Source organism: Hydrogenophaga sp., assembly GCF_019635465.1.
GTDB lineage: Bacteria > Pseudomonadota > Gammaproteobacteria > Burkholderiales > Burkholderiaceae_C > Hydrogenophaga.
On the sequence record NZ_JAHBZK010000021.1, the window covers coordinates 1 to 18,343 of the forward strand.

The 18,343-nt window shown below is 69.6% G+C and carries 19 protein-coding genes; 9 read left to right on the forward strand and 10 right to left on the reverse strand.

All coding sequences use genetic code 11. From position 1 onward, the window contains the following. The 7 genes from KF871_RS17030 to KF871_RS17060 all read right to left on the reverse strand — a co-directional run. The coding region (locus KF871_RS17030) for an RNA polymerase factor sigma-54 (RefSeq protein WP_291145271.1) at positions 1–1,209 on the reverse strand (1,209 nt) is incomplete at its 3' end. A gap of 15 nt (positions 1,210–1,224) precedes the next feature. Further along, positions 1,225–1,971 carry an LPS export ABC transporter ATP-binding protein gene (lptB, locus tag KF871_RS17035; protein ID WP_291145535.1) on the reverse strand — a complete coding sequence of 249 codons (747 nt, stop codon included), beginning with the start codon at positions 1,969–1,971 and terminating at the stop codon, positions 1,225–1,227. Between the two features lie 41 nt (positions 1,972–2,012). After that, on the reverse strand, positions 2,013–2,621 hold the full coding sequence (gene lptA / locus KF871_RS17040; RefSeq protein ID WP_291145273.1) for a lipopolysaccharide transport periplasmic protein LptA: 609 nt from the start codon (positions 2,619–2,621) through the stop codon (positions 2,013–2,015). A 108-nt stretch (positions 2,622–2,729) separates the two neighbouring features. Further along, positions 2,730–3,350 (reverse strand): thiol:disulfide interchange protein DsbA/DsbL, encoded by a 621-nt coding sequence (locus KF871_RS17045; protein WP_291145276.1) that lies wholly within the window; start codon positions 3,348–3,350, stop codon positions 2,730–2,732. Positions 3,351–3,424: 74 nt separating this feature from the next. Continuing rightward, on the reverse strand, positions 3,425–4,114 hold the full coding sequence (locus KF871_RS17050) for an SPOR domain-containing protein (RefSeq protein WP_291145279.1): 690 nt from the start codon (positions 4,112–4,114) through the stop codon (positions 3,425–3,427). 23 nt (positions 4,115–4,137) lie between these two features. After that, positions 4,138–5,811 carry an arginine--tRNA ligase gene (gene argS / locus KF871_RS17055; protein ID WP_291145282.1) on the reverse strand — a complete coding sequence of 558 codons (1,674 nt, stop codon included), beginning with the start codon at positions 5,809–5,811 and terminating at the stop codon, positions 4,138–4,140. Between the two features lie 9 nt (positions 5,812–5,820). Then, positions 5,821–6,735: a LysR family transcriptional regulator gene (locus tag KF871_RS17060; protein WP_291145284.1), complete on the reverse strand. Its 915-nt coding sequence runs from the start codon at positions 6,733–6,735 to the stop codon at positions 5,821–5,823. A 113-nt stretch (positions 6,736–6,848) separates the two neighbouring features. Here KF871_RS17060 and KF871_RS17065 point away from each other — a divergent pair, with 113 nt between their 5' ends. Further along, a complete protein-coding gene (locus tag KF871_RS17065; protein WP_291145287.1) occupies positions 6,849–7,064 on the forward strand; it encodes a hypothetical protein in 216 nt (71 codons plus the stop codon). Here the strand turns inward: KF871_RS17065 and KF871_RS17070 are convergent. After that, complete coding sequence (locus KF871_RS17070; protein ID WP_291145290.1) at positions 7,061–7,969, reverse strand: HTH-type transcriptional regulator ArgP; 909 nt, start codon at positions 7,967–7,969, stop codon at positions 7,061–7,063. The genes KF871_RS17065 and KF871_RS17070 overlap by 4 nt on opposite strands. 152 nt (positions 7,970–8,121) lie before the next feature. On the opposite strand from KF871_RS17070, the gene KF871_RS17075 reads away from it, so the two are divergent. The 3 genes from KF871_RS17075 (at position 8,122) to KF871_RS17085 (ending at position 11,334) form a co-directional block, all read left to right on the forward strand. Beyond that, on the forward strand, positions 8,122–8,751 hold the full coding sequence (locus tag KF871_RS17075; RefSeq protein ID WP_291145293.1) for a LysE family transporter: 630 nt from the start codon (positions 8,122–8,124) through the stop codon (positions 8,749–8,751). 178 nt (positions 8,752–8,929) lie between these two features. After that, a complete protein-coding gene (locus KF871_RS17080) occupies positions 8,930–10,591 on the forward strand; it encodes an NAD(P)/FAD-dependent oxidoreductase (protein ID WP_291145296.1) in 1,662 nt (553 codons plus the stop codon). A gap of 5 nt (positions 10,592–10,596) precedes the next feature. Further along, a complete protein-coding gene (locus tag KF871_RS17085; RefSeq protein ID WP_291145299.1) occupies positions 10,597–11,334 on the forward strand; it encodes a nitrilase-related carbon-nitrogen hydrolase in 738 nt (245 codons plus the stop codon). A gap of 41 nt (positions 11,335–11,375) precedes the next feature. On the opposite strand, the gene KF871_RS17090 is transcribed toward KF871_RS17085, so the two are convergent. Together KF871_RS17090 and KF871_RS17095 are read right to left on the reverse strand one after the other, a co-directional pair. Beyond that, entirely contained in the window at positions 11,376–12,305 is a 930-nt protein-coding gene (locus KF871_RS17090; protein WP_291145302.1) for a LysR family transcriptional regulator, read from the reverse strand. 101 nt (positions 12,306–12,406) lie between these two features. Beyond that, positions 12,407–12,844 carry an Lrp/AsnC family transcriptional regulator gene (locus tag KF871_RS17095; protein WP_291145305.1) on the reverse strand — a complete coding sequence of 146 codons (438 nt, stop codon included), beginning with the start codon at positions 12,842–12,844 and terminating at the stop codon, positions 12,407–12,409. Positions 12,845–12,945: 101 nt separating this feature from the next. Here KF871_RS17095 and KF871_RS17100 point away from each other — a divergent pair, with 101 nt between their 5' ends. The 5 genes from KF871_RS17100 to KF871_RS17120 all read left to right on the forward strand — a co-directional run bounded on the left by KF871_RS17100 (position 12,946) and on the right by KF871_RS17120 (position 18,338). Then, positions 12,946–13,926 (forward strand): hypothetical protein, encoded by a 981-nt coding sequence (locus KF871_RS17100; protein WP_291145308.1) that lies wholly within the window; start codon positions 12,946–12,948, stop codon positions 13,924–13,926. Positions 13,927–14,035: 109 nt separating this feature from the next. Then, entirely contained in the window at positions 14,036–14,776 is a 741-nt protein-coding gene (locus KF871_RS17105) for a hemerythrin domain-containing protein (protein ID WP_291145311.1), read from the forward strand. Between the two features lie 7 nt (positions 14,777–14,783). Beyond that, a complete protein-coding gene (locus KF871_RS17110) occupies positions 14,784–15,839 on the forward strand; it encodes a hypothetical protein (RefSeq protein ID WP_291145313.1) in 1,056 nt (351 codons plus the stop codon). Beyond that, the gene (locus tag KF871_RS17115; RefSeq protein ID WP_291145316.1) at positions 15,836–16,774 is read left to right on the forward strand and encodes an OmpA family protein; all 939 of its coding nucleotides are present in this window, start codon (positions 15,836–15,838) and stop codon (positions 16,772–16,774) included. Before KF871_RS17110 ends, KF871_RS17115 begins: the two co-directional genes overlap by 4 nt. Positions 16,775–16,787: 13 nt before the next feature. Then, complete coding sequence (locus KF871_RS17120) at positions 16,788–18,338, forward strand: hypothetical protein (protein ID WP_291145319.1); 1,551 nt, start codon at positions 16,788–16,790, stop codon at positions 18,336–18,338. The last annotated feature ends 5 nt before the right edge of the window (positions 18,339–18,343 follow it).

An 18,343-nucleotide genomic window follows, 5' to 3' on the forward strand; every position in this document is an offset into this window, starting at 1 on the left:
TACCCGCAGGATGGTGTCAAAGCGCTGCTGGATGTTCTTGATGAACCAGCGCGCTTCCTGCAGGCGTTGCTGCATGGCCGCCTGCCCACCTTCTCCGCCATCGCGCGCGCCGCGGTTCTGGCGCAGCGCGTTGGCGTACACGTCGTGCACCCGCAACCGGGGCATCACGTCCGGGTTGAGGATGACCTTGAAGCCGCGACCGGCACGCGTGACGATCACGTCGGGCACCACCACGTTGCGCTCGACGTCGACGAACTGGCGTCCGGGCTTGGGCTCCAGGCGCGCGATCAGCGCAAGGGCAGCGCGCACGGTCTCGTCGTCGAGTCGGCAACTGCTGGACAGCTTGCGGACGTCGCGTTTGGCGATCAGCTCCATGGGCTGCCCACACAAGGCCAGCGCGGCACGCGCTTCGACGGTGTTGCGCAACTCCAGGATCTGCAGCCGCAGACATTCGGCCAGGTCGCGGGCGCCGACACCCGCAGGCTCCATGTGCTGCAACCACTGCAAGGCGGTGCGCAGCCGTTGCTCGGCCAGTTCCTGCAGTGCCTGCAGGTGTTCCGGATCGCCGGTGGTCGACACCCCTTGCAGGCGCAACAGGGCCTCGGCCAGCACCTCGATCGGTTCGTCGAGGTAGCCATCGTCGTTGAGCGACTCGATCAGAAACAGCAGCGCCGCGCGATCGTCGTCCGACAGGCGCAGGCAACGCGCCTGCTCGTGCAGGTGGTCCTGCAGCGACACGGGTACGCGCGCCAGGTCCGCCGCCGATGCGGTGTCCTCGTCGTCGCCACTGCCGCTGTTGCGCGCGGGTGCGTCGCCACCCCATTCGCTGTCGTCGGGTGTGACTTCGACCGAGCCATCGCCATCCCAGCTTTCTTCGATGGCACTGGCGCCCTCCAGCCGTGCCTCCAGCGCGTCGGCGTCGCCGCCATCGCTGACGGTCTCTGTGCTGGACTCGGTGGCGGACGACGTGCCCGCGAACTCGGCGATCTGCTCACCCGCCTGCACGGGCGCGTCGGCGCCATCGGCCAGACCGAAGTCTTCGCGTTCGCTGCCCTCTTCGGCGCGTTCGAGAAACGGGTTCTCGTCGAGCATCTGCTCGACTTCCTGCGCCATCTCCAGCGTGGACAACTGCAGCAGACGAATGGACTGCTGCAGCTGGGGCGTGAGCGCCAGATGTTGTGAGACCCGCAGCGACAGGCTTTGTTTCATGCCGACCTGCCGCGCTCACATGCGGAAGTGCTCGCCGAGGTACACCCGACGCACGTCCGCGTTTTCAACAATTTCCGAGGGCGTGCCGCTGGTGAGCACGTGACCGTCGTTGATGATGTAGCCCCGGTCACAGATGCCCAGCGTCTCGCGCACGTTGTGGTCGGTGATCAGCACGCCAATGCCGCGCGACTTGAGAAAGCCGATGATGCGCTGGATCTCGATCACGGCGATCGGGTCGATGCCCGCAAACGGCTCGTCAAGCAGGATGAAGCGCGGACTGGTGGCCAGTGCGCGGGCGATCTCCACCCGGCGTCGCTCGCCACCAGACAGCGCGGGCGCGGGCGAATCGCGCAGGTGCTCCACATGCAGGTCGCGCAGCAGCTCGTCCAGGCGCCGCTCGATGACGGCGTTGCTCAACGGTCGCCCGCGCTCGTCTTCCTGCAGCTCGAGCACGGCGCGCACGTTCTGCGCCACGTTGAGCTTGCGAAAGATCGACGCCTCCTGCGGCAGGTAGCCCAGTCCCAGGCGCGCCCGCCGGTGAATGGGCAGGCCCTCGATCGAGCGGCCATCGAGCATGATCTGCCCGCCATCGGCGCGCAGCAGCCCCACCAGCATGTAGAACGAGGTGGTCTTGCCGGCCCCGTTGGGACCAAGCAGCCCCACCACTTCACCCTTGTCGACGGCCAGGGAGACGTCCTTGACCACCTGACGGCTGCCGTAGGACTTTTTGAGCCCGCGCGCCACCAGGCGGCTCACGCCCATGGCCTGGGTGACCGCGAAATCGGCCGCTGCCGGCATCTGTCTCACTGGCGCTGACCCTCGAGTTGCGTGGAAGGCCGCAGCGGCGTGTTGGCGGCGCCGTTGGAGGGTGGGGTGCTGCCGTCACGCGGCACCGGGGTCAGGGTGGCGCGCACTCGGCCGCCGGGGTTGCCCGCGTTGCCAGCGGCCGGATTGCCGTCCACGGTGAAGACCTCGGTGCGGTTGTCGTAGACGATCAGGCTGCCGCGGGTTTCATCGTTGAGCTGCGTGCCCAGGTAGCGCCGCAGCACGGCCTCGCCGATGAAGCGCACCGTGTCGGCCTTGCTGTCGTACTCGATGCGTTTGGCCAGGCCCTCGATGTACTCGTCGAGGCCTTCGCGCTTTTGCTTGAAGTAGCCCGGGCTGCCCTGCACCACCCCGAACTGGTTGCCCTGCGGGTCCTGACGGACCTCCACCTGCGCGCCACGGATGACGATCGTCCCCTTGGTGATCACCACGTTGCCGGTGAAGACACTGACCTGGCGTGCGTCGTCGTAGCGCAGGTTGTCGGCTTCGGCATTGAGCGGTTTGAGGCGGTCGGCCTGCTCGGCCAGGACCGGCGCGGCGACAAACGCGGCAAGCACAAACGTGGAGGAAAGGATGAGGTGACGCATGGCAAGGGCACGAAACTTGCATGCGATTCTAATCACCCCAGCGTGGCGCGCACCGCCTTGGGGCTCTCATCCTGAGACTTTTTGTTCGGCGAGCGCGCCGACGGATCGTCAGCCCTTGCGGACTTCGGCGATCAGCGCGTTGGCCACCACGAGCGTGTTCGGCCCCTGCCCAGGCACCATGAACCGACCCGCCACGCCCAGTGCCGGCGTGCCTTCGATGGCATAGGCCTCTTGCAGCATCGCCGCGCCAGCGGCTTTGGCGCGGGTGGAGCCTTCGTTGTAAACCTGCGTGAACTTCGCGCGGTCGACCCCCTGGCGCACCACCCATTCGGTGATCGGCCCGGGCGTCGTCAGGGGCAGCCGCTCTTCGTGGATCGCCTTGAACACCTTGGCGTGCAGCGAGCCCAGCAGGTTCATCGATTCCAGCGTGTAGTACAGGCGCTGCATGGGCTCGAAAGCCGGGGAGAAGGCCACCGGCGCGCGGCGCAACACCACATCGGCCGGACGCCGCTTTTCCCAGTCTTCCAGCAGCGGCTCGAAGTTGAAGCAATGGATGCACGAGTAGGCGAAGAACTCGACCACCTCGATCTTGCCGGCCGGCGCCTGGACCGGCACCTGCTTGGGCAGGCGCTGGTACTCAACCCCTTCTTTGGGCGCGACGCGCTGGGCAAACGCTGGCAGCGTGGCGCCGCTGGCGATCAGGGACAGGGTGAAGTCGCGTCTGAGCATGAACTGGGTTCTCCGGTCATTGAATCGCCGGCTTGAGCGGCGCAGCGGCGCGAAAGTTCCCGCGTGGGCCGGCTTCAGCGCTGAACGCGCACCAGCGCCGCGTCAACGCGATTGACCTGCAGTTGCTCGATGGTCAGATCGGCCAGCGCCTTCTGGGCGAAGGGGCCGACGCGTACGCGGTAGACCGTGCGACCGTTCTGCTCGCGCTCGTCGATGCCGGCGGTGATGCCCAGCATGGCCAGCCGCGCACGCTGGGCTTCGGCCTCGTCGGGGTTGCGGAAGGCGCCCGCCTGCACGAAGTAGGTGAACGGGTCGGCGCCAGGCGGCAGTTCGGTGGCCGGCGCTGCCTTGGCGGTTTCGGTCACTGGCTTGGCACCGGACGCGTTGTTGTTGTTCTGGCTCAGGCGCGAATTCACCAGGTCACCCAGCGGGTCCTTGCTGGTAGTGCCCGCTGCCGGCAGGTTGCGCCCATCGGCTGGCGGCACCGAAATGGCGCCCTCGGCCCCGCTGGCGGGGGTGGCAGGGGCGGCGGTGGGCGCACCGCTGATGGCCCGGTTGGGGTTCCAGCCCTTGTTGCGCTCGGCTTCCTTGGCGTCTTCTTCGGCGCTGCGCGTGAGGCCGCGATCGACAAAGGGCACCGGCACCCGCGTGACGTAGACCGCTACGGCCAGCGCGGCGGCCAGGCCCACGAGCAGGCCGATGACGAAGCCGATGAGCGTGCCGCCAAGGCTGCTGCGGGACTTGTGGGAAGGGGATTTCTTCATGTCTCTCGATGGCCCTCGGGCCTTCACATCTTCTGCGGGGCACTCACGCCCAGCACGGCGAGGCCATTGTGCAGCACGCGGGCGGTCGCGGCGACCAGCGCCAGACGCGCGCGCTTGAGCCGCTCATCATCGACCAGGATGCGCTCGGCGTCGTAGTAACTGTGGTAACTGGCGGCAAGCTCGCGCAGGTAGAAGGTGACGTCGTGGGGCGCGAAATCGCGCGCGGCCGCGGTGAGCATCTCGGGGTACTTGGCCAGCTGGCGCATCAGTGCTTGCGCGGCCGGCGTGTCCAGTGGCGACAGATCGGCGTCGGCCAGCGTGGCGGCGTCGCCGCCCCAGCCGTTGAGCACCGAGCAGATGCGCGCGTGTGCGTACTGCACGTAATAGACCGGGTTGTCGTTGTTCTGCTGCACGGCCAGATCGACGTCGAAGGTGTACTCGGTGTCGGGCTTGCGGCTGAGCAGGAAGAAGCGCACCGCGTCCTTGCTGGTCCACTCGATCAGGTCACGCAGCGTCACGTAGCTGCCGGCCCGTTTGCTGATCTTGACCTCCTGGCCACCGCGCACGACGCGCACCATGGTGTGCAACACGTAGTCGGGGTAGCCCGCGGGGATGCCGACGTCGGCCGCCTGCAGGCCAGCGCGCACGCGGGCGATGGTGCCGTGGTGATCGGTGCCCTGGATGTTGATGACCTTGGTGAAGCCGCGCTCCCACTTGGCGATGTGGTACGCCACGTCGGGCACGAAGTAGGTGTAGCTGCCGTCGGACTTGCGCATCACGCGGTCCTTGTCGTCGCCGTAGTCGGTGCTGCGCAACCACAGCGCGCCGTCCTGCTCGTAGGTCTTGCCGTTGGCGATCAGCTTGTTCACCGCCGCCTCCACGCGGCCGCTGGTGTACAGGCTCGACTCCAGGTAGTAGTGGTCGAACTTGACGGCAAAGGCCTGCAGGTCGAGGTCCTGCTCGTGGCGCAGGTAGGCGACAGCGAACTGGCGAATGCCATCGAGGTCGTCGGCGTCACCGCTGGCGGTGAAGCTGCGGTCGTCCGCTTTCACCGTCTGTTTGGCGAGGAAATCGTTGGCGATGTCCTGGATGTAGTCGCCGTTGTAGGCGGCCTCGGGCCAGTTCGCGTCGCCCGGCTTCGCGCCTTTGACCCGCAACTGGGTGGACGTGGCCAGCGTGTTGATCTGCACGCCCGCGTCGTTGTAATAGAACTCGCGGTGCACGGCCCAGCCCTGGGTCTGGTACAGGTTGCAGATGGCGTCACCGAGCGCGGCCTGACGACCGTGGCCCACGTGCAGCGGGCCGGTCGGGTTGGCCGAGACGAACTCCACCATGAGGCGCTGACCGTTGTCGGGCTGGCTGCCGTAGCGCTCGCCTTCGGCCAGCACGTCGCGCACCACCTGCTGCCTGGCTTCGGCCTTGAGGCGGATGTTGATGAAGCCGGGGCCGGCAATCTCGATGGCGTCGACCCAGCGCTGGTAGGCCGGTTGCGCCAGCAAGGCGTCGCGCAACTGCTCGCCCACGGCACGCGGGTTCAGCTTCAGCGGTTTGGCCAGCTGCATGGCCGCGGTAATGGCGAAGTCGCCATGGGCCGCCACCTTGGGGGATTCGAAGGCGGCCTTGTCGCCCGCGCCGGGGCTCAGTTTGTCCAGCTCGTCGCGCAGTGCCGCGAGCAGGTCTTGTTGGATGTGGAGCATCGCGCGATTTTAGGTGGCCGTGTGCGCCTGCCCCAGCCACTCGCGCCAATGGTCAATGCAGGCACGCAGCTTGGGCAGGCGGTGGCGCTCGGGCAGCATGACGGCGTAGATCGGCACCCGGCTGCGGTCGAACCAGTCGTCGAGCACCGGCACCAGCGCGCCACTGGCGATGTGCGCACGCGACAGCAGATCGTTGACGCGCGCAATGCCCACGCCCTGCACGGCCAATGCCATGGTCACCGCGGAGTTGTCGCTGCGGGTGTGGCCCTGGGCCACGAACACCGCGCCGGGCGACGGCGCTTTGCCCGGCGCATAGGGCCAGCGGTTGAGGCCCGCGCTCACGCTGTGGCTGATCAGGCGGTGGTGGGCCAGGTCGTCGGGGTGCTGCGGCGTGCCGTGGCGCGCAAGGTAGGCCGGCGAGGCACACAGTCGCCGCCCGTGTTCGGCCAGTGGCATGGCGATCAACTGGTCGTTCTGCGTGGCCCCGGTGCGCACCGCGATGTCGATGCCATCGCGCGCCATGTCGCTGATGCGGTCGTCGGCCATGACCTCCAGGCGCAGCTGTGGGTAGCGTTCGTAGAGGCTGGGCAGGCTGGGCCCGATCACCGTCTCGGCCAACACCGGGCTCACCCCCAGGCGGACCTGGCCGGCCGGCCCGCCGCGGTGGCGGCTGAACTCGGCCGCCAGCTCGTTGCGGGTGTCCACCAGGCGGCGCGCGTGCGCCACAAAGGTGTCGCCCTCATCGGTGAGCGAGAGCCCGTGTGTGTTGCGGTGCATCAGCCGCGCCCCGCAGCGCGCCTCCAGCCGGGCCAGCGCACGCGAGACCTGGCTCACCAGCACATGCCGCTCGCGGGCCGCGGCCGACAGCGAACCCAGCTCGCTCACGCGCACAAACAGCTCGGCGTCGTCGAGGTCGATGTTCATGGCGCGAGCATCGCTTTGATTTGCACTTTTTGCAAAGCCATTTCGCGTTTCAAGGCGTTTCCGATGTTTGGTGTTGCACCTAGAGTTCGCCCACCGTCACCAAGGAGCACGCCATGTCCATCCAGCCGCACGATTACGCCCTCGCCCGGGCCACCGCGGAACAACTGCGCCAAGAAGCCTGGCAGGAACTCTGGCGCGACGCCGACGCCGTCTGGGCCCGCGTCAGCCACGACGCCGCCGAACGGCTGGCGCGCAGCGGCAACCGCTGGCGCGTGCGCCTGGCGGCGCACCGCGCGCGGCGCGAGCGCACCCGCCTGGTCTGCGGCTAGGGGTCGGGCATCGGTGCCAGTTGCGCCGCAGCCGCCTCGCGCACCGCCCGGGTCAGCCGTTGCGCCGACGGCGGCTCGTGCGCCCAGTGCTGCCAGTACAGGGCCACGTCCACCGTGGCGCCGGGCAACACCTCCACCAGACCCGGTCGCTTAGCCAGGTGCTGCTCGGGCACCATGCCCCAGCCCATGCCCAGCTCGATCGCGGTCTCGAAGGCTTCCACCGCCGGCACGTAGTGGCGCGGATAGGCCGGCTGGTCGAGCCCGAAGTGCTGTGCCAGAAACGCGTCCTGCAGCGCGTCCTTGCGGTTGAAGATCACGGCCGGCAAGGCCAGCAGCTTGTGCGGCGACACCGCACGCCGCGCTGAACGGCAGCTCGCCGCCACCGCCGGCGCCGCCACGCAGCGGTAACGCATCACCCCCAGCGGCTCGGCCACGCACCCGCGCATGGCGTCGGCGCGCGCCGTCACGCAGCCCAGCACATCACCGCTCTTGAGCGCGTCGTGGGTGTGGTCCTGGTCGTCGATCACCACCTCCAGCAGCAGGTGGTGGCGCGCCAGCAAGGGCGCCACCCCGGGCAGGAACCAACCCGCCACCGAGTCGGCGTTGATGGCCACCGACAGGCTCTGCCAGCGTTCGCCAGCGCGGGCCTCACCTCCGCGCAGGCCCGCCAGGAGATCGGCCTCCATCATGCGCACCTGCTTCACATGGCCCAGCAAGGCCTGACCGGCCGGCGTGGCCCGCACCCGCTTGCCACGCACCAACAGACGCTGGCCCAGCTGGTCCTCCAGCGCCTTGATGCGCAGCGAGACCGCGGCCAGCGTGATCTTCAGCGACTGCGCCGCCGGGCCGAAGCCGCCGTGCTCGGCCACCGCCGCCAGGGCATCGAGTTGCCGGGGGTCAATCATTGAGTTGTGCTTAATCAAATTGAGTTCGAATCAACACGATTAAACATCAATCCATTCTCAGGCACCATGCGCAGCCGGTTGGGCGTTGAGGGGTGAGCGTTGAGCGAAGCCCTGTCTTCACGCCCAACGCCCAACCCTCAACGCCCGATACCATGACCTTGAGCTTCCCCGTTTTCTCCGCCGGCATGGTGCTGAGCCTGTCCCTGATCATGGCCATCGGCCCGCAAAACGCACACGTGCTGCGCATGGGCCTGCAGCGCCAGCACCTGTGGCTGACCGTCGCCATCTGCGCGCTGGCCGACATCGTGCTGATCGCACTCGGCGTGCTGGGCCTGGCGCAACTGGGTGGCCTGTCCGACAAGCTGCAAGGCGCCCTGATCGGCGCCGGCGTGCTGTTTCTGCTGGTCTATGGCTGGCAGGCCTTTCAACGCTTTCGCGCGCCAGCCCAACGCACGCCCGATGGCCAGCCCCTGGCCCCGCCGCCCACCTCGCGCAAGCAGGCCGTGCTGTCGGCCCTGGCCTTTTCCTGGCTCAACCCGCACGCCTGGCTGGACACGGCCGTGCTGATCGGCACCGCCTCACTGGCCTACGGCTCGGCCAGCAAGGTGTTCGGCCTGGGCGCCGTCACCGGCTCGGTGGTCTGGTTCATCGGCCTGGGCAGCGCAGCCTTCTGGCTCGGCCGGCGCCTGAACTCGCTGCACATCTGGCGCGTGCTGGACGGCCTGGTGGCGCTCATGATGTGGGGCACCGCGCTGTGGCTGCTGTGGTCGCTGCGCGGGTGATCGCTTGCGATGACAAATGATGGCGGCTGCGCCGCACGTGACAAATGACGGGCGTGCGTGCCGTCCGGGTCATTGAAGCGGCAGCGCAGTCATTCGTCATCTGTCATTCGTCATGCGCAGCAAGTCATCTTCGGCGCAGCCGCCATCATTCGTCATCGCGTCACTGACCGAAAACCCCATGCCATCCACCCAACCCATCACCGTCTTCGGCCCTGACTTCCCCTTCGCCTACGACGACTGGCTGCGCCACCCCGCGGGGCTGGGCGCGCTGCCGCGCGACATGCTCGGCACCGAGGTGGCCATCGTGGGTGCGGGCATGGCGGGCATGACGGCCGCGCACGAGCTGATGAAGCTGGGCCTGAAGCCGGTCGTGTACGAGGCCTCGCGCCTGGGCGGGCGGCTGCGCTCGCAGGCTTTCGAAGGTGCGCGGGGGGTGGTGGCCGAGCTGGGCGGCATGCGCTTTCCACGTTCGGGCACGGCGTTCTTTCACTACGTTGACCGGCTGGGGCTGGGCACGCGCCCGTTTCCCAACCCGCTCACGCCCGCGGCCGGCTGCACCGTCATCGATCTGGAAGGGCGCACCCACCGCGCGCGCACGCTGGCCGACCTGCCGCCCCTGTTCGCCGAGGTGGCCCAGGCCTGGGCCGAGGCGCTGGAAGAAGGGGCCGGCTTCGGCGAACTGCAGGATGCCCTGCGCGAACGCGACGTGCGCCGCCTGAAGGCGCTGTGGGACGCATTGGTGCCGCTCTGGGACGATCGCACCTTCTACGACTTCGTGGCGCAGTCGGACGCGTTCAAGCGCCTGTCCTTCCACCACCGCGAGGTGTTCGGCCAAGTGGGCTTCGGCACCGGCGGCTGGGATTCGGACTTTCCCAATTCCATGCTCGAGATCCTGCGTGTGGTGCTGACCGGGTGCGACGAGAACCAGCACCTGGTGGTGGGCGGCGTGCAGCAGGTGCCGCAAGGGCTTTGGCAGCACGCGCCCGACGCCCGCACGCTGCGGTACTGGGGCGCCGGCACGTCGCTTGCGCAACTGCACGGAGGCGCGCCGCGCCCGGGCGTGGCCGCCATTGCCCGCGCGCCCGACGGGCGCCTGGCCGTGACCGATGTGCTCGGCAACACGCGCCGCTACGCCGCGGTGCTGACCACCTGCCAGAGCTGGTTGCTGACCACGCAGATCGCGGTGGAAGAGTCGCTGTGCTCGCACAAGCTCTGGATGGCGCTGGACCGCACGCGCTACATGCAGTCGTCCAAGACCTTCGTCATGGTCGATCGCCCGTTCTGGAACGACCTGCGCGACGACGGCTGGCCGGTGATGGGCATGACGCTCACCGACCGCCTCACGCGCGGCACCTACCTGTTCGACAACGGGCCCGACCAGCCCGGCGTCATCTGCCTGAGCTACGCGTGGATGAGCGACGCGCTCAAGATGCTGCCGCACCCGACCGAAAAGCGGGTGCAACTGGCCCTGTCGGCGCTGAAGAAGATCTACCCCGACGTCGACATCGCCAGCCACGTCATCGGCGACCCGATCAGCATCTCGTGGGAGGCCGACCCGCACTTCCTGGGCGCCTTCAAGGGCGCGCTGCCCGGCCACTACCGCTACAACCACCGCATGTACGGCCACTTCATGCAGGACGCGCTTCCCGCGCAGGAACGCGGCCTGTTCCTCGCGGGCGACGACGTGTCCTTCACGCCGGCCTGGGTCGAAGGCGCGGTGCAGACCGCACTCAATGCAGTGGCCGGCATCGTGCGCCACCTGGGCGGCCACAGCCACGACGACAACCCCGGCCCTTGCGAGGCCTACCCGCGGCTGGGCCCGGTGGCGCTGGCCGATTGAGTGCCATGTCGCCGCTGCGCCTGGCCTTGTGGCAAACGCCCCACCCGGCCGATCTGTCTCACCCCGCCGAGGCGCTATCGCGGCTTGATGCCGCCGCGGCCGAAGCGGCGGCCCAGGGTGCGCACTGGCTGGTCACACCCGAGATGTTCCTCACCGGCTACCTGATCGGGCCAACCCTGATCGCCGCGCGTGCCGAAGCCGCCGACGGGCCCTTGCTGCAGGCCGTGCGCAACTGCGCGCGCCGCCATGGCATCGGCATCGTCACCGGCTGGCCCGAGGCGCGGGCGCAGGCCCTGCCCTTCAACAGCGTCGCCGCCATCGATGAAACCGGCGCGCTGCTCGCGGTGCACCGCAAGATCCACCTCTTCGGCGACGGCGACGCGCAGCGCTTTTCGCCCGGCACCGACGCACCCGCGCACTTTCGCTGGCAGGGCTGGCATCTGGGCCTGCTGATCTGCTTCGACGTGGAACACGACCCGCCGCTGCAAGCGCTGGCCGACGCGGGTGTGCAGGCCGTGCTGGTGCCCACGGCCAACATGGTCGGCTACGACGAGGTGCAACAGCTTCGCCTGCCGGACGCGGCCAGGCGCTTCGGCTTGGCGATCGCCTACGCCAATGCCTGCGGGCGCGAGGGCAACACGGTCTACAACGCGCACACCATGCTGGTGGACCGCGACGGCACCTGCATCGCCGACGCCGGATCCGGGCCCACGCTGCTGCTGGCCGATCTGCCGGCCGCGTGACCAGGGCCTGTTCACACTATTTTTCCAAGTGCGAACAGGCCCTAGTTCGCGCGCCAGTAGTCGGCGCGGCCGTACTCGTGCTTGAGCAGGTCGATCCACAGGCGCACCCGCAGCGCCAGGTGCTTGCGTTGCGGAAACAGCGCGTAGATGCCGTTGGGCGGCGCGGCGAATTCGTCGAGCACGCTTTGCAGCCGACCCGCCTGGATGTCGGCCTCGACCTCCCAGGTGCTGCGCCAGGCAATGCCATGCCCGTCCAGACACCATTCGTGCAGCACCTGGCCGTCGCTGCAATCCATGGGGCCGCCCGGGCGCAGGTAGTGCACCTCGCGCTCCTCGGGTGAGCCGTCCACCGGCAGCGAGAAGGCCCAGCCACGCGTCTGCGACGCGTCGCTGGAGAGCGTCAGGCAATCGTGTTTGGCCAGCTCGGCCGGCGTGACCGGCGCACCGCGGCGCTGCAGGTAACCTGGCGCCGCCACACACAGCCGGCGGTTGTCGGCCAGTCGCACGCTCACCAGCGACGAATCGGGCAGATCGCCCACCCGCACCGCGCAGTCGTAACCCTCGCCGGCCACGTCGACCACGCGGTCCGACAGGTTGAGCGAGACGCTGACCTCCGGGTGCAGGTCGCGAAAACGCGGCACCAGCGGGGCCACGTGGCGGCGCCCGAAGCCGGCCGGCGCGGTGATGCGCAGATGCCCGCTGGCCTTGACACCGCCGGCACTGACGCTGGCCTCGGCGTTGGACAGATCGGTCAGCAGGCGCTGGCAGTCCTCGAGAAAGGCACTGCCCTCGTGGGTGAGCGAGATGCGCCGCGTGGTGCGCACCAGCAGCTTCACGCCCAGGCGCGACTCCAGCGCGTCGAGCCGGCGCCCGATGATGGCCGGCGCCACCGATTCGGCACGGGCCGCGGCGGTGAGGCTGCCGCGCGTGGCCACGGCCACAAAGGTTTCCAGTTGCTTGAGTTTGTCCACGCGGGCAGATTATTCAAACGGCACACACAAATCAACGCGTCGGCGCGATTTTTACCGCTGAATTGGTTTGCAATCTGCGTGCCAGAGCCCCAGTCGGGCGCTCACAGCGAGGGTGGCAGCGCCACTTCGCGCAGGATGAGCCGGGTGTAGGTCTCGCGCACGCCGGGGTGCTGGCGTAGGGTTTCGGTGAGCTGCATCAGGTCGTCGCGATCGGCGCAGGCCACGCGCACCGCGTAGTCGAACGAGCCCGTCATCAGCGTGGCGCCCAGCACCTGCGGCAGGTGGCGCAGGGCGGTCTCGAAATCCATCGCGCTGGTGCCGGGCGCCATCTTCACCTCGATCTGCGCGTGCAGGTCGCGACCGAGGGCACTCGGGTCGACAGTGGCGCGGATGTGCTGCACCACACCACTGCCGCACAGGCGGCGAAAGCGCTCGGCCACGGCGTTGGCGCTCAGGTGCACCGCCTCGCCCAGGTCGCGAAAGCTGATGCGCCCGTCCTGGGCCAGAAGACGGACGATTTCCCGGTCGATTTGATCCATGACCGCGATTGTCTCCGTACTTAAGAACTTTGTAAGAACTAATCAGCGCCAAATGCAGCCCATGTCGCACTAAGCTCTGCGCGCCACCGGACCGACACACCATGTACCAGATCGACCTGCCCGCACCCCCGACGACCCCTGTGCCCCTGAACGCCGGCAACGGCCGCCCCGTGCGCGGCCGCCCGGTGCGCCACGCCGACCTGGCCGAGCTGCGGCAGCTGCTGCCCGGCTGGCTGGTGCTGGACGCCGAACTGCGCGCCGCCCTGCCGGTGCTGTGGACGCGACTGCTCGGTCAGCCCGGCTTCAGCGCCGACGTGATCGAGGACCTGTCGCGCCCACCCGGCCAGCGCCTGGTCGGCCTGGGCATGACAGTGGCCCTCAGCGCCGACTGGCAGGCGCGCCTGCGCGAGGCGCCGCCTGCGCACGCCGGGGCGGTCTGGTACCGCGACTTCATGGACGGGCGCACCGCCCCCATGGACGACCGCACGCTGGCCCAGGCCAATGCGCGCGGCGAGGTCGGCATGCTGGTGCTGCACTACGCCCAGGACGCCATCGACCCGGCACGCCCGGAGGTGCAACAGGTGCTGCTGGCGGCCATGCAGCTGTTTCGCCACGCGCACGGTGGTCTGCATCTGCGCGACGTGTGGCAGGAGGCGCTGGCCGACGGCGGCGACTACCTGCTGGGCATGGGGTTTCGGCGCCGCACGCAGCGCGGTCCGGGCCAGCCCGACCTGTTCGGCCTGGCCCGCGACGAAGCCATGCGCATGTTCCCCGGGCCGCCGGCGCGCGACGTCTTCCAGTTCGTGCCGCCGGTGATGGGCTTTACCGCCGCCGAACGCCGGGTGCTGCGTCTGGCGGTGTGCGACCTGACCGACGACGACATCGCCGATGAAGTGGGCGTGACCTCGCACACGCTCAAGAAGGTGTGGCGCTCGGTGTTCGAGCGCGCCACCGACGCCCTGCCCGACATGTTCGGCCCGCCCAGTACCGACGCCGCCGCCGGCACCCGCGGGCCGGAGAAACGCCGCCACCTGTTGCAGTACCTGCGCCAGCACCCCGAAGAACTGCGTCCCTGGCCCTGAGCCACACGAGGGTCGACCACCCCTAATAGGTCACTACCCTTTTTGTGGTCTGGGCCGCGCAGGCCAGGTCTCGAAGAATCCGGGCACACCCCACCCACCGGAGCCCTAGATGCTGATGACCCCCGACAACCACCAGAGCGAGAACACGCAGTTCGTCTGCCACAGCGCACGCGTGCAGAGCTATCGCTTCATCCACAAGGCGCTGCGCGCGCTGATGTTTCGCACCCTGCAACAGGTGGCCAGCCTGGACGCCGACGACGCCGGCGAGCGCACCACCATGGTGGCGCAGGTCGAAGAGCTGCTGCAGGTCTGCAGCGACCACCTCGACCACGAGAACCGCTTCTTCCACAGCGCGCTTCGCGAACGCGCGCCGCGCGCCGTGATGCCCTTCGACGACGACCACGACGATCACGTCGGCACCATCGCGCAACTGCGCCACCAGCTCGACCAGGTGGCCATGGGCGGCTCGGCCGCCGCGCAGCACGCCTATGCGCTCTACCTGGGCCTCACCCGTTTCGTCGGCGAAAACCTCGAGCACATGGCCGAGGAGGAAACCACGCTCACGCGCACGCTGTGGCAGCACTTCAGCGACGACGAGATCCATGCGCTGGAGGGCCGGCTGCAAGCCAGCTTCGCGCCGCAGGAAAGCGCCTACTACCTGCGCTGGATGGCGCGCAGCCTCAACCACGCCGAGCTCGCCACGCTGATGCAGGGCGCGCGCGCCGGCATGCCGGCGGCCGCCTTCGCCGAGCTGTGCGATCTGGTGCGCGACGCGCTGCCGCAGAACCGCTGGGCCCGCCTGTCGCGCACGCTCGGCGTGCAGGCCGTGCCCGGCCTCGCCACCGCCTGAGTCGGCCATGCACCGACGGATTCGACACGCCGCCCTGGCGGTGGCGCTGGGGCTGGCTGCGCCCATGGCGGCGCTGGCGGGCGACTGCTGGGCGCCCGACGCGGCCACGGCCACGCCGCCAGGCGTGTGGGCGCGAGCACTCAACCACGCCGGCGAACGCATGCGGCGCGACCCCGCCATCCAGGCCATCGATCGTGTGCGCTACCGCCTGCACCGCTCCGTCAGCGTGCCGCAGCACAGCGGTGCGCCGGCGGCCGCCGAGGCCCATGTGATGCTGCACGGCCCCGACACCTGGCAAGGCGCTTGCGGCCTCAAGCCCGAAGCCGACCGCCTGCACGGCGCCAGCCTGAGCGTGCACCTGAACAACCTGCGCGCCGTGCTGAACCCGCTCGACATCGGCGGCGACGCGCAGCCACCGTTCTTTGTCGCGCCCACCGAAACCGGCCGCCGCGCCGGCCACCCGGTCTACGACGGGCGTTTGCTGGTGCTCACCGTCGGCCGGCTGCCGGCCTTCGTGCCCGTGAGCGTGGGCGAGTACCTGCAGGCCTGGCAGCGCCAGCTCGACCACGAGCAGACGACCACACGCCAGGACGCGCAGGCCCTGCAGGCCGACGAGGCGCAATGGCGCGAAGCCCTGGCGCAACTCGAACGCAGCGACCCAGCCGCCGCGGCCGACATGCGCCGCACCCTGGCCGAAGCGCGCGCAACGGCCCGCGGCGAAGGCGCCAGCGACCCGCTGGGCGAGCGCGCCGCGCTGCGCGCCCTGCGCCAGTCGCTGAGCGCCGCGCGCCTGGCCAGCCCGGCGTACGTGAGCTCGGCCGCCATGGAGCGGCAGCGCTTTGGCATTGCCCGCGCCGACGAACCCGGCGCCCAGGCCCTGGTGCGCGTGAACCCCGCGCTCTGGCAAGGCGCCCGGCCCGGTGATGTGCGCGTGGTGGCCCTGGAGGTCTACCTCAACCGCTCCGAGGCCTTCGATCACCCCGACACCCCCTTGCAGGCCGCCGCGCGCGGCTGGCTCTCCCGCGTGGACCCGGCGATCTACGCCGACCTGCTCACCCCATGAAACGACGAACCCTGTTGCTGGGCATCGCTGGCATGCCCTGGCGCAGCCATGCCGCGCCCGAGCCCCACCCCCCCCACAACCTGCTGGTGCGCGAGCGCGGCGTCGCGGTGGTCGCAGCCAGCTCGTCCTACGGCGGCAGCGAGGCCGACAACCTCGTGCCTTCGCTGCAGCGCCTGGCCGAGCCCGGCGTGACCCTGCAGGACTTCATCTGGTGCACCGAGGACAACGCGCCCTTTCCGCACTGGGCCTTGCTCGACCTGCAGCGCCCGCAATGGATCACCACGCTGGTGTTCAACAACGCGCTCAAGGACGAGCCGGCCTACCCCGGCATCTCGGCGCGCGGCGTCGAGGTCTGGCTGGGCCGCGAGTCGCGCGATCGGCTGCAGCGGGTGGCCTCGTTCGAACTTGAGCGTGGCCGCGCCCACCAGGCCGTGCGCATCGAGCCCACCGAGGCGCGCTGGCTCAAGTTTGTTGTGACCAGCAACTGGGGGCACCCGGCCTGGACCGAGATGAACCCCGCCGCCGCGCACGACGACGGCAGCCGACCGGCCGATCTGGCCCAGGCGCTCGACCGCCAGGGCCACGTCGACGTGTACGGCCTGTACTTCGACTTCGCCCGCGCCAGCCTGCGCCCCGAAAGCGAAGCGGTGCTAGCGCAGATCCTGGCCTGGCACCGCGCGCACCCCCAGGTGCGCCTGCGCATCGAGGGCCACACCGACGCCATCGGTGCGGCCAGCGCCAACGATGCCTTGTCGCTGGCGCGTGCGCAGGCCGTGGTCAGCGCACTGGTTGCGCGGGGCGCGCGTACCGACGCCCTGCAGGCCATCGGCCACGGCGCCCGACAGCCCGTGGCCCCCAACGACAGCGACAGCGCTCGCGCCCGCAACCGCCGCGTGAGCGTGGTGCGCGCGGACGCGCCTTCCCGACAACCCTGATTCATCCAGCCCCATGAAACGACTTGCACTGCTGATCGGCGCCACCTTGCTCGGCGCCGCCTTGTTCGCCTGCGGCGGTGGCGGCGGCGACGATGCCGCGGCCCCCACCACGCCCGGCACCACCCCCACCGAATCCCCCGGCGTCAGCACGCCCACCATCACCGCCGTGGGCGACGCCCTGGGCATGCCCAGCATGGCGCGCATCGGCCCGGCGGGCGGCACCGTCAGTTCCGGCGACGGCCAGGTCGTGCTGGAGGTGCCGCCCGGCGCGCTCGGCGAAACGGTGGACATCACGCTCACGCCGATCACCCGCCAGCTGCCCTCCGGTCGCGTGGGCGCGTGGCGCTTCGAGCCGCACGGCCTGGTGTTCCAGCAGCCCGCCACGCTGCGTGTCAAAGGCCTGTCGGCCAGCGAAGCCGAGCGTTTGCGACTGGCCACCCAGGACGCCAGCGGACAGTGGATCGCCATGGACGCGCCGCAGCCGGGCGCGGCCGGCGAGCTGTTGTTCGCCATGCCGCACTTCAGTGACTGGGGCTTCTATGAGCGTTGGTACATGAGCCCGGAGACCACCACCGCGCGAGCGGGCGAGACGGTGGTGCTCAAGGCCTTCGACCTGGGCTGCGATCCGTCGGCCGACGCCCAGTGCGACATGCTCACGCCCCTCGCGGGCAACGCCGACGTGCTGCGCTGGACCGTCAACGGCGTGCCCGGCGGCAGCGCGGGCAGCGGCACCTTGTCGGCCACCCGTGGCGGCGAGGTGGTCTACACCGCACCGGCTTCTCCACCGGCGGACAACCCCGTTGCCGTGACCGCCACCCTGGCCAACCCGCGCGGTGGCGTGATCCAGCTCGTCGCCCACATCCGGGTGCTGCCCGCCGAGTCGCATTGGCAGGGGGAGGTTCATCTGAGCTTCTTCGGCCTGCGCACTGACCGCGGCGGCCAATCGCTGGGCCGCCACCAGGTGCTGTTCGACAGCAGCTACCAGGTGCATGGCGAGGTGACCGATGCCATGGGCGACGACGGCGCCTTCAGCGCCTCACTGCTGACCTCGGCGCCCACGGTGGACTATCGCTACCAGTACGGCTACAAGGAGCCGGGCTACGAGACCCTGACCGAGCTCGAGAGCCGCCGCGTGGCGCCCGAGGTGTACGACGGACTGGGCTGGAACCCGGTGATTGCGCTCACCGGCTACAGCGACGGCACGCTGCAGTTCGGCTTCGCCAGCCTGCAGGCCTTCATGGACATGCGCGGCCAGCGCACCGAGTCCTCGTACGACGGCACCAACGGGCAGACCACGGTGCAGCGTTTCGCCCTGCACGACCCGGTGCACAGCGGCCCCGACCTCAGTGGCATCCCCACGGGCGTCTGGGCCCGCCACCCGATCACGGGCGCCCCGCTGGCCGAACTGCCCAGCACGCTCGAAGGCCAGCGTGTGAGCGGCGAAGCGGTGCCGACCTGGGCCGGTGAGTCCACGCTGGAGAACGTGCCACTGGTGTTCGAAGGCCAGACCATCACCGGCACGCTCAAGCTGCGCTGGCGCTTCAGTCGCGTCACCCCGCCCTGAGGCTG

What these genes read in the sequence shown, in the direction of transcription:
- lptB (WP_291145535.1), bottom strand. Translation starts at nt 1,971, where the DNA reads ATGGGCGTGAGCCGCCTGGTGGCGCGCGGGCTCAAAAAGTCCTACGGC.
- lptA (WP_291145273.1), bottom strand. Translation starts at nt 2,621, where the DNA reads ATGCGTCACCTCATCCTTTCCTCCACGTTTGTGCTTGCCGCGTTTGTC.
- KF871_RS17045 (WP_291145276.1), bottom strand. Translation starts at nt 3,350, where the DNA reads ATGCTCAGACGCGACTTCACCCTGTCCCTGATCGCCAGCGGCGCCACG.
- KF871_RS17050 (WP_291145279.1), bottom strand. Translation starts at nt 4,114, where the DNA reads ATGAAGAAATCCCCTTCCCACAAGTCCCGCAGCAGCCTTGGCGGCACG.
- argS (WP_291145282.1), bottom strand. Translation starts at nt 5,811, where the DNA reads ATGCTCCACATCCAACAAGACCTGCTCGCGGCACTGCGCGACGAGCTG.
- KF871_RS17060 (WP_291145284.1), bottom strand. Translation starts at nt 6,735, where the DNA reads ATGAACATCGACCTCGACGACGCCGAGCTGTTTGTGCGCGTGAGCGAG.
- KF871_RS17065 (WP_291145287.1), top strand. Translation starts at nt 6,849, where the DNA reads ATGTCCATCCAGCCGCACGATTACGCCCTCGCCCGGGCCACCGCGGAA.
- KF871_RS17070 (WP_291145290.1), bottom strand. Translation starts at nt 7,969, where the DNA reads ATGATTGACCCCCGGCAACTCGATGCCCTGGCGGCGGTGGCCGAGCAC.
- KF871_RS17075 (WP_291145293.1), top strand. Translation starts at nt 8,122, where the DNA reads ATGACCTTGAGCTTCCCCGTTTTCTCCGCCGGCATGGTGCTGAGCCTG.
- KF871_RS17080 (WP_291145296.1), top strand. Translation starts at nt 8,930, where the DNA reads ATGCCATCCACCCAACCCATCACCGTCTTCGGCCCTGACTTCCCCTTC.
- KF871_RS17085 (WP_291145299.1), top strand. Translation starts at nt 10,597, where the DNA reads ATGTCGCCGCTGCGCCTGGCCTTGTGGCAAACGCCCCACCCGGCCGAT.
- KF871_RS17095 (WP_291145305.1), bottom strand. Translation starts at nt 12,844, where the DNA reads ATGGATCAAATCGACCGGGAAATCGTCCGTCTTCTGGCCCAGGACGGG.
- KF871_RS17100 (WP_291145308.1), top strand. Translation starts at nt 12,946, where the DNA reads ATGTACCAGATCGACCTGCCCGCACCCCCGACGACCCCTGTGCCCCTG.
- KF871_RS17105 (WP_291145311.1), top strand. Translation starts at nt 14,036, where the DNA reads ATGCTGATGACCCCCGACAACCACCAGAGCGAGAACACGCAGTTCGTC.
- KF871_RS17110 (WP_291145313.1), top strand. Translation starts at nt 14,784, where the DNA reads ATGCACCGACGGATTCGACACGCCGCCCTGGCGGTGGCGCTGGGGCTG.
- KF871_RS17115 (WP_291145316.1), top strand. Translation starts at nt 15,836, where the DNA reads ATGAAACGACGAACCCTGTTGCTGGGCATCGCTGGCATGCCCTGGCGC.
- KF871_RS17120 (WP_291145319.1), top strand. Translation starts at nt 16,788, where the DNA reads ATGAAACGACTTGCACTGCTGATCGGCGCCACCTTGCTCGGCGCCGCC.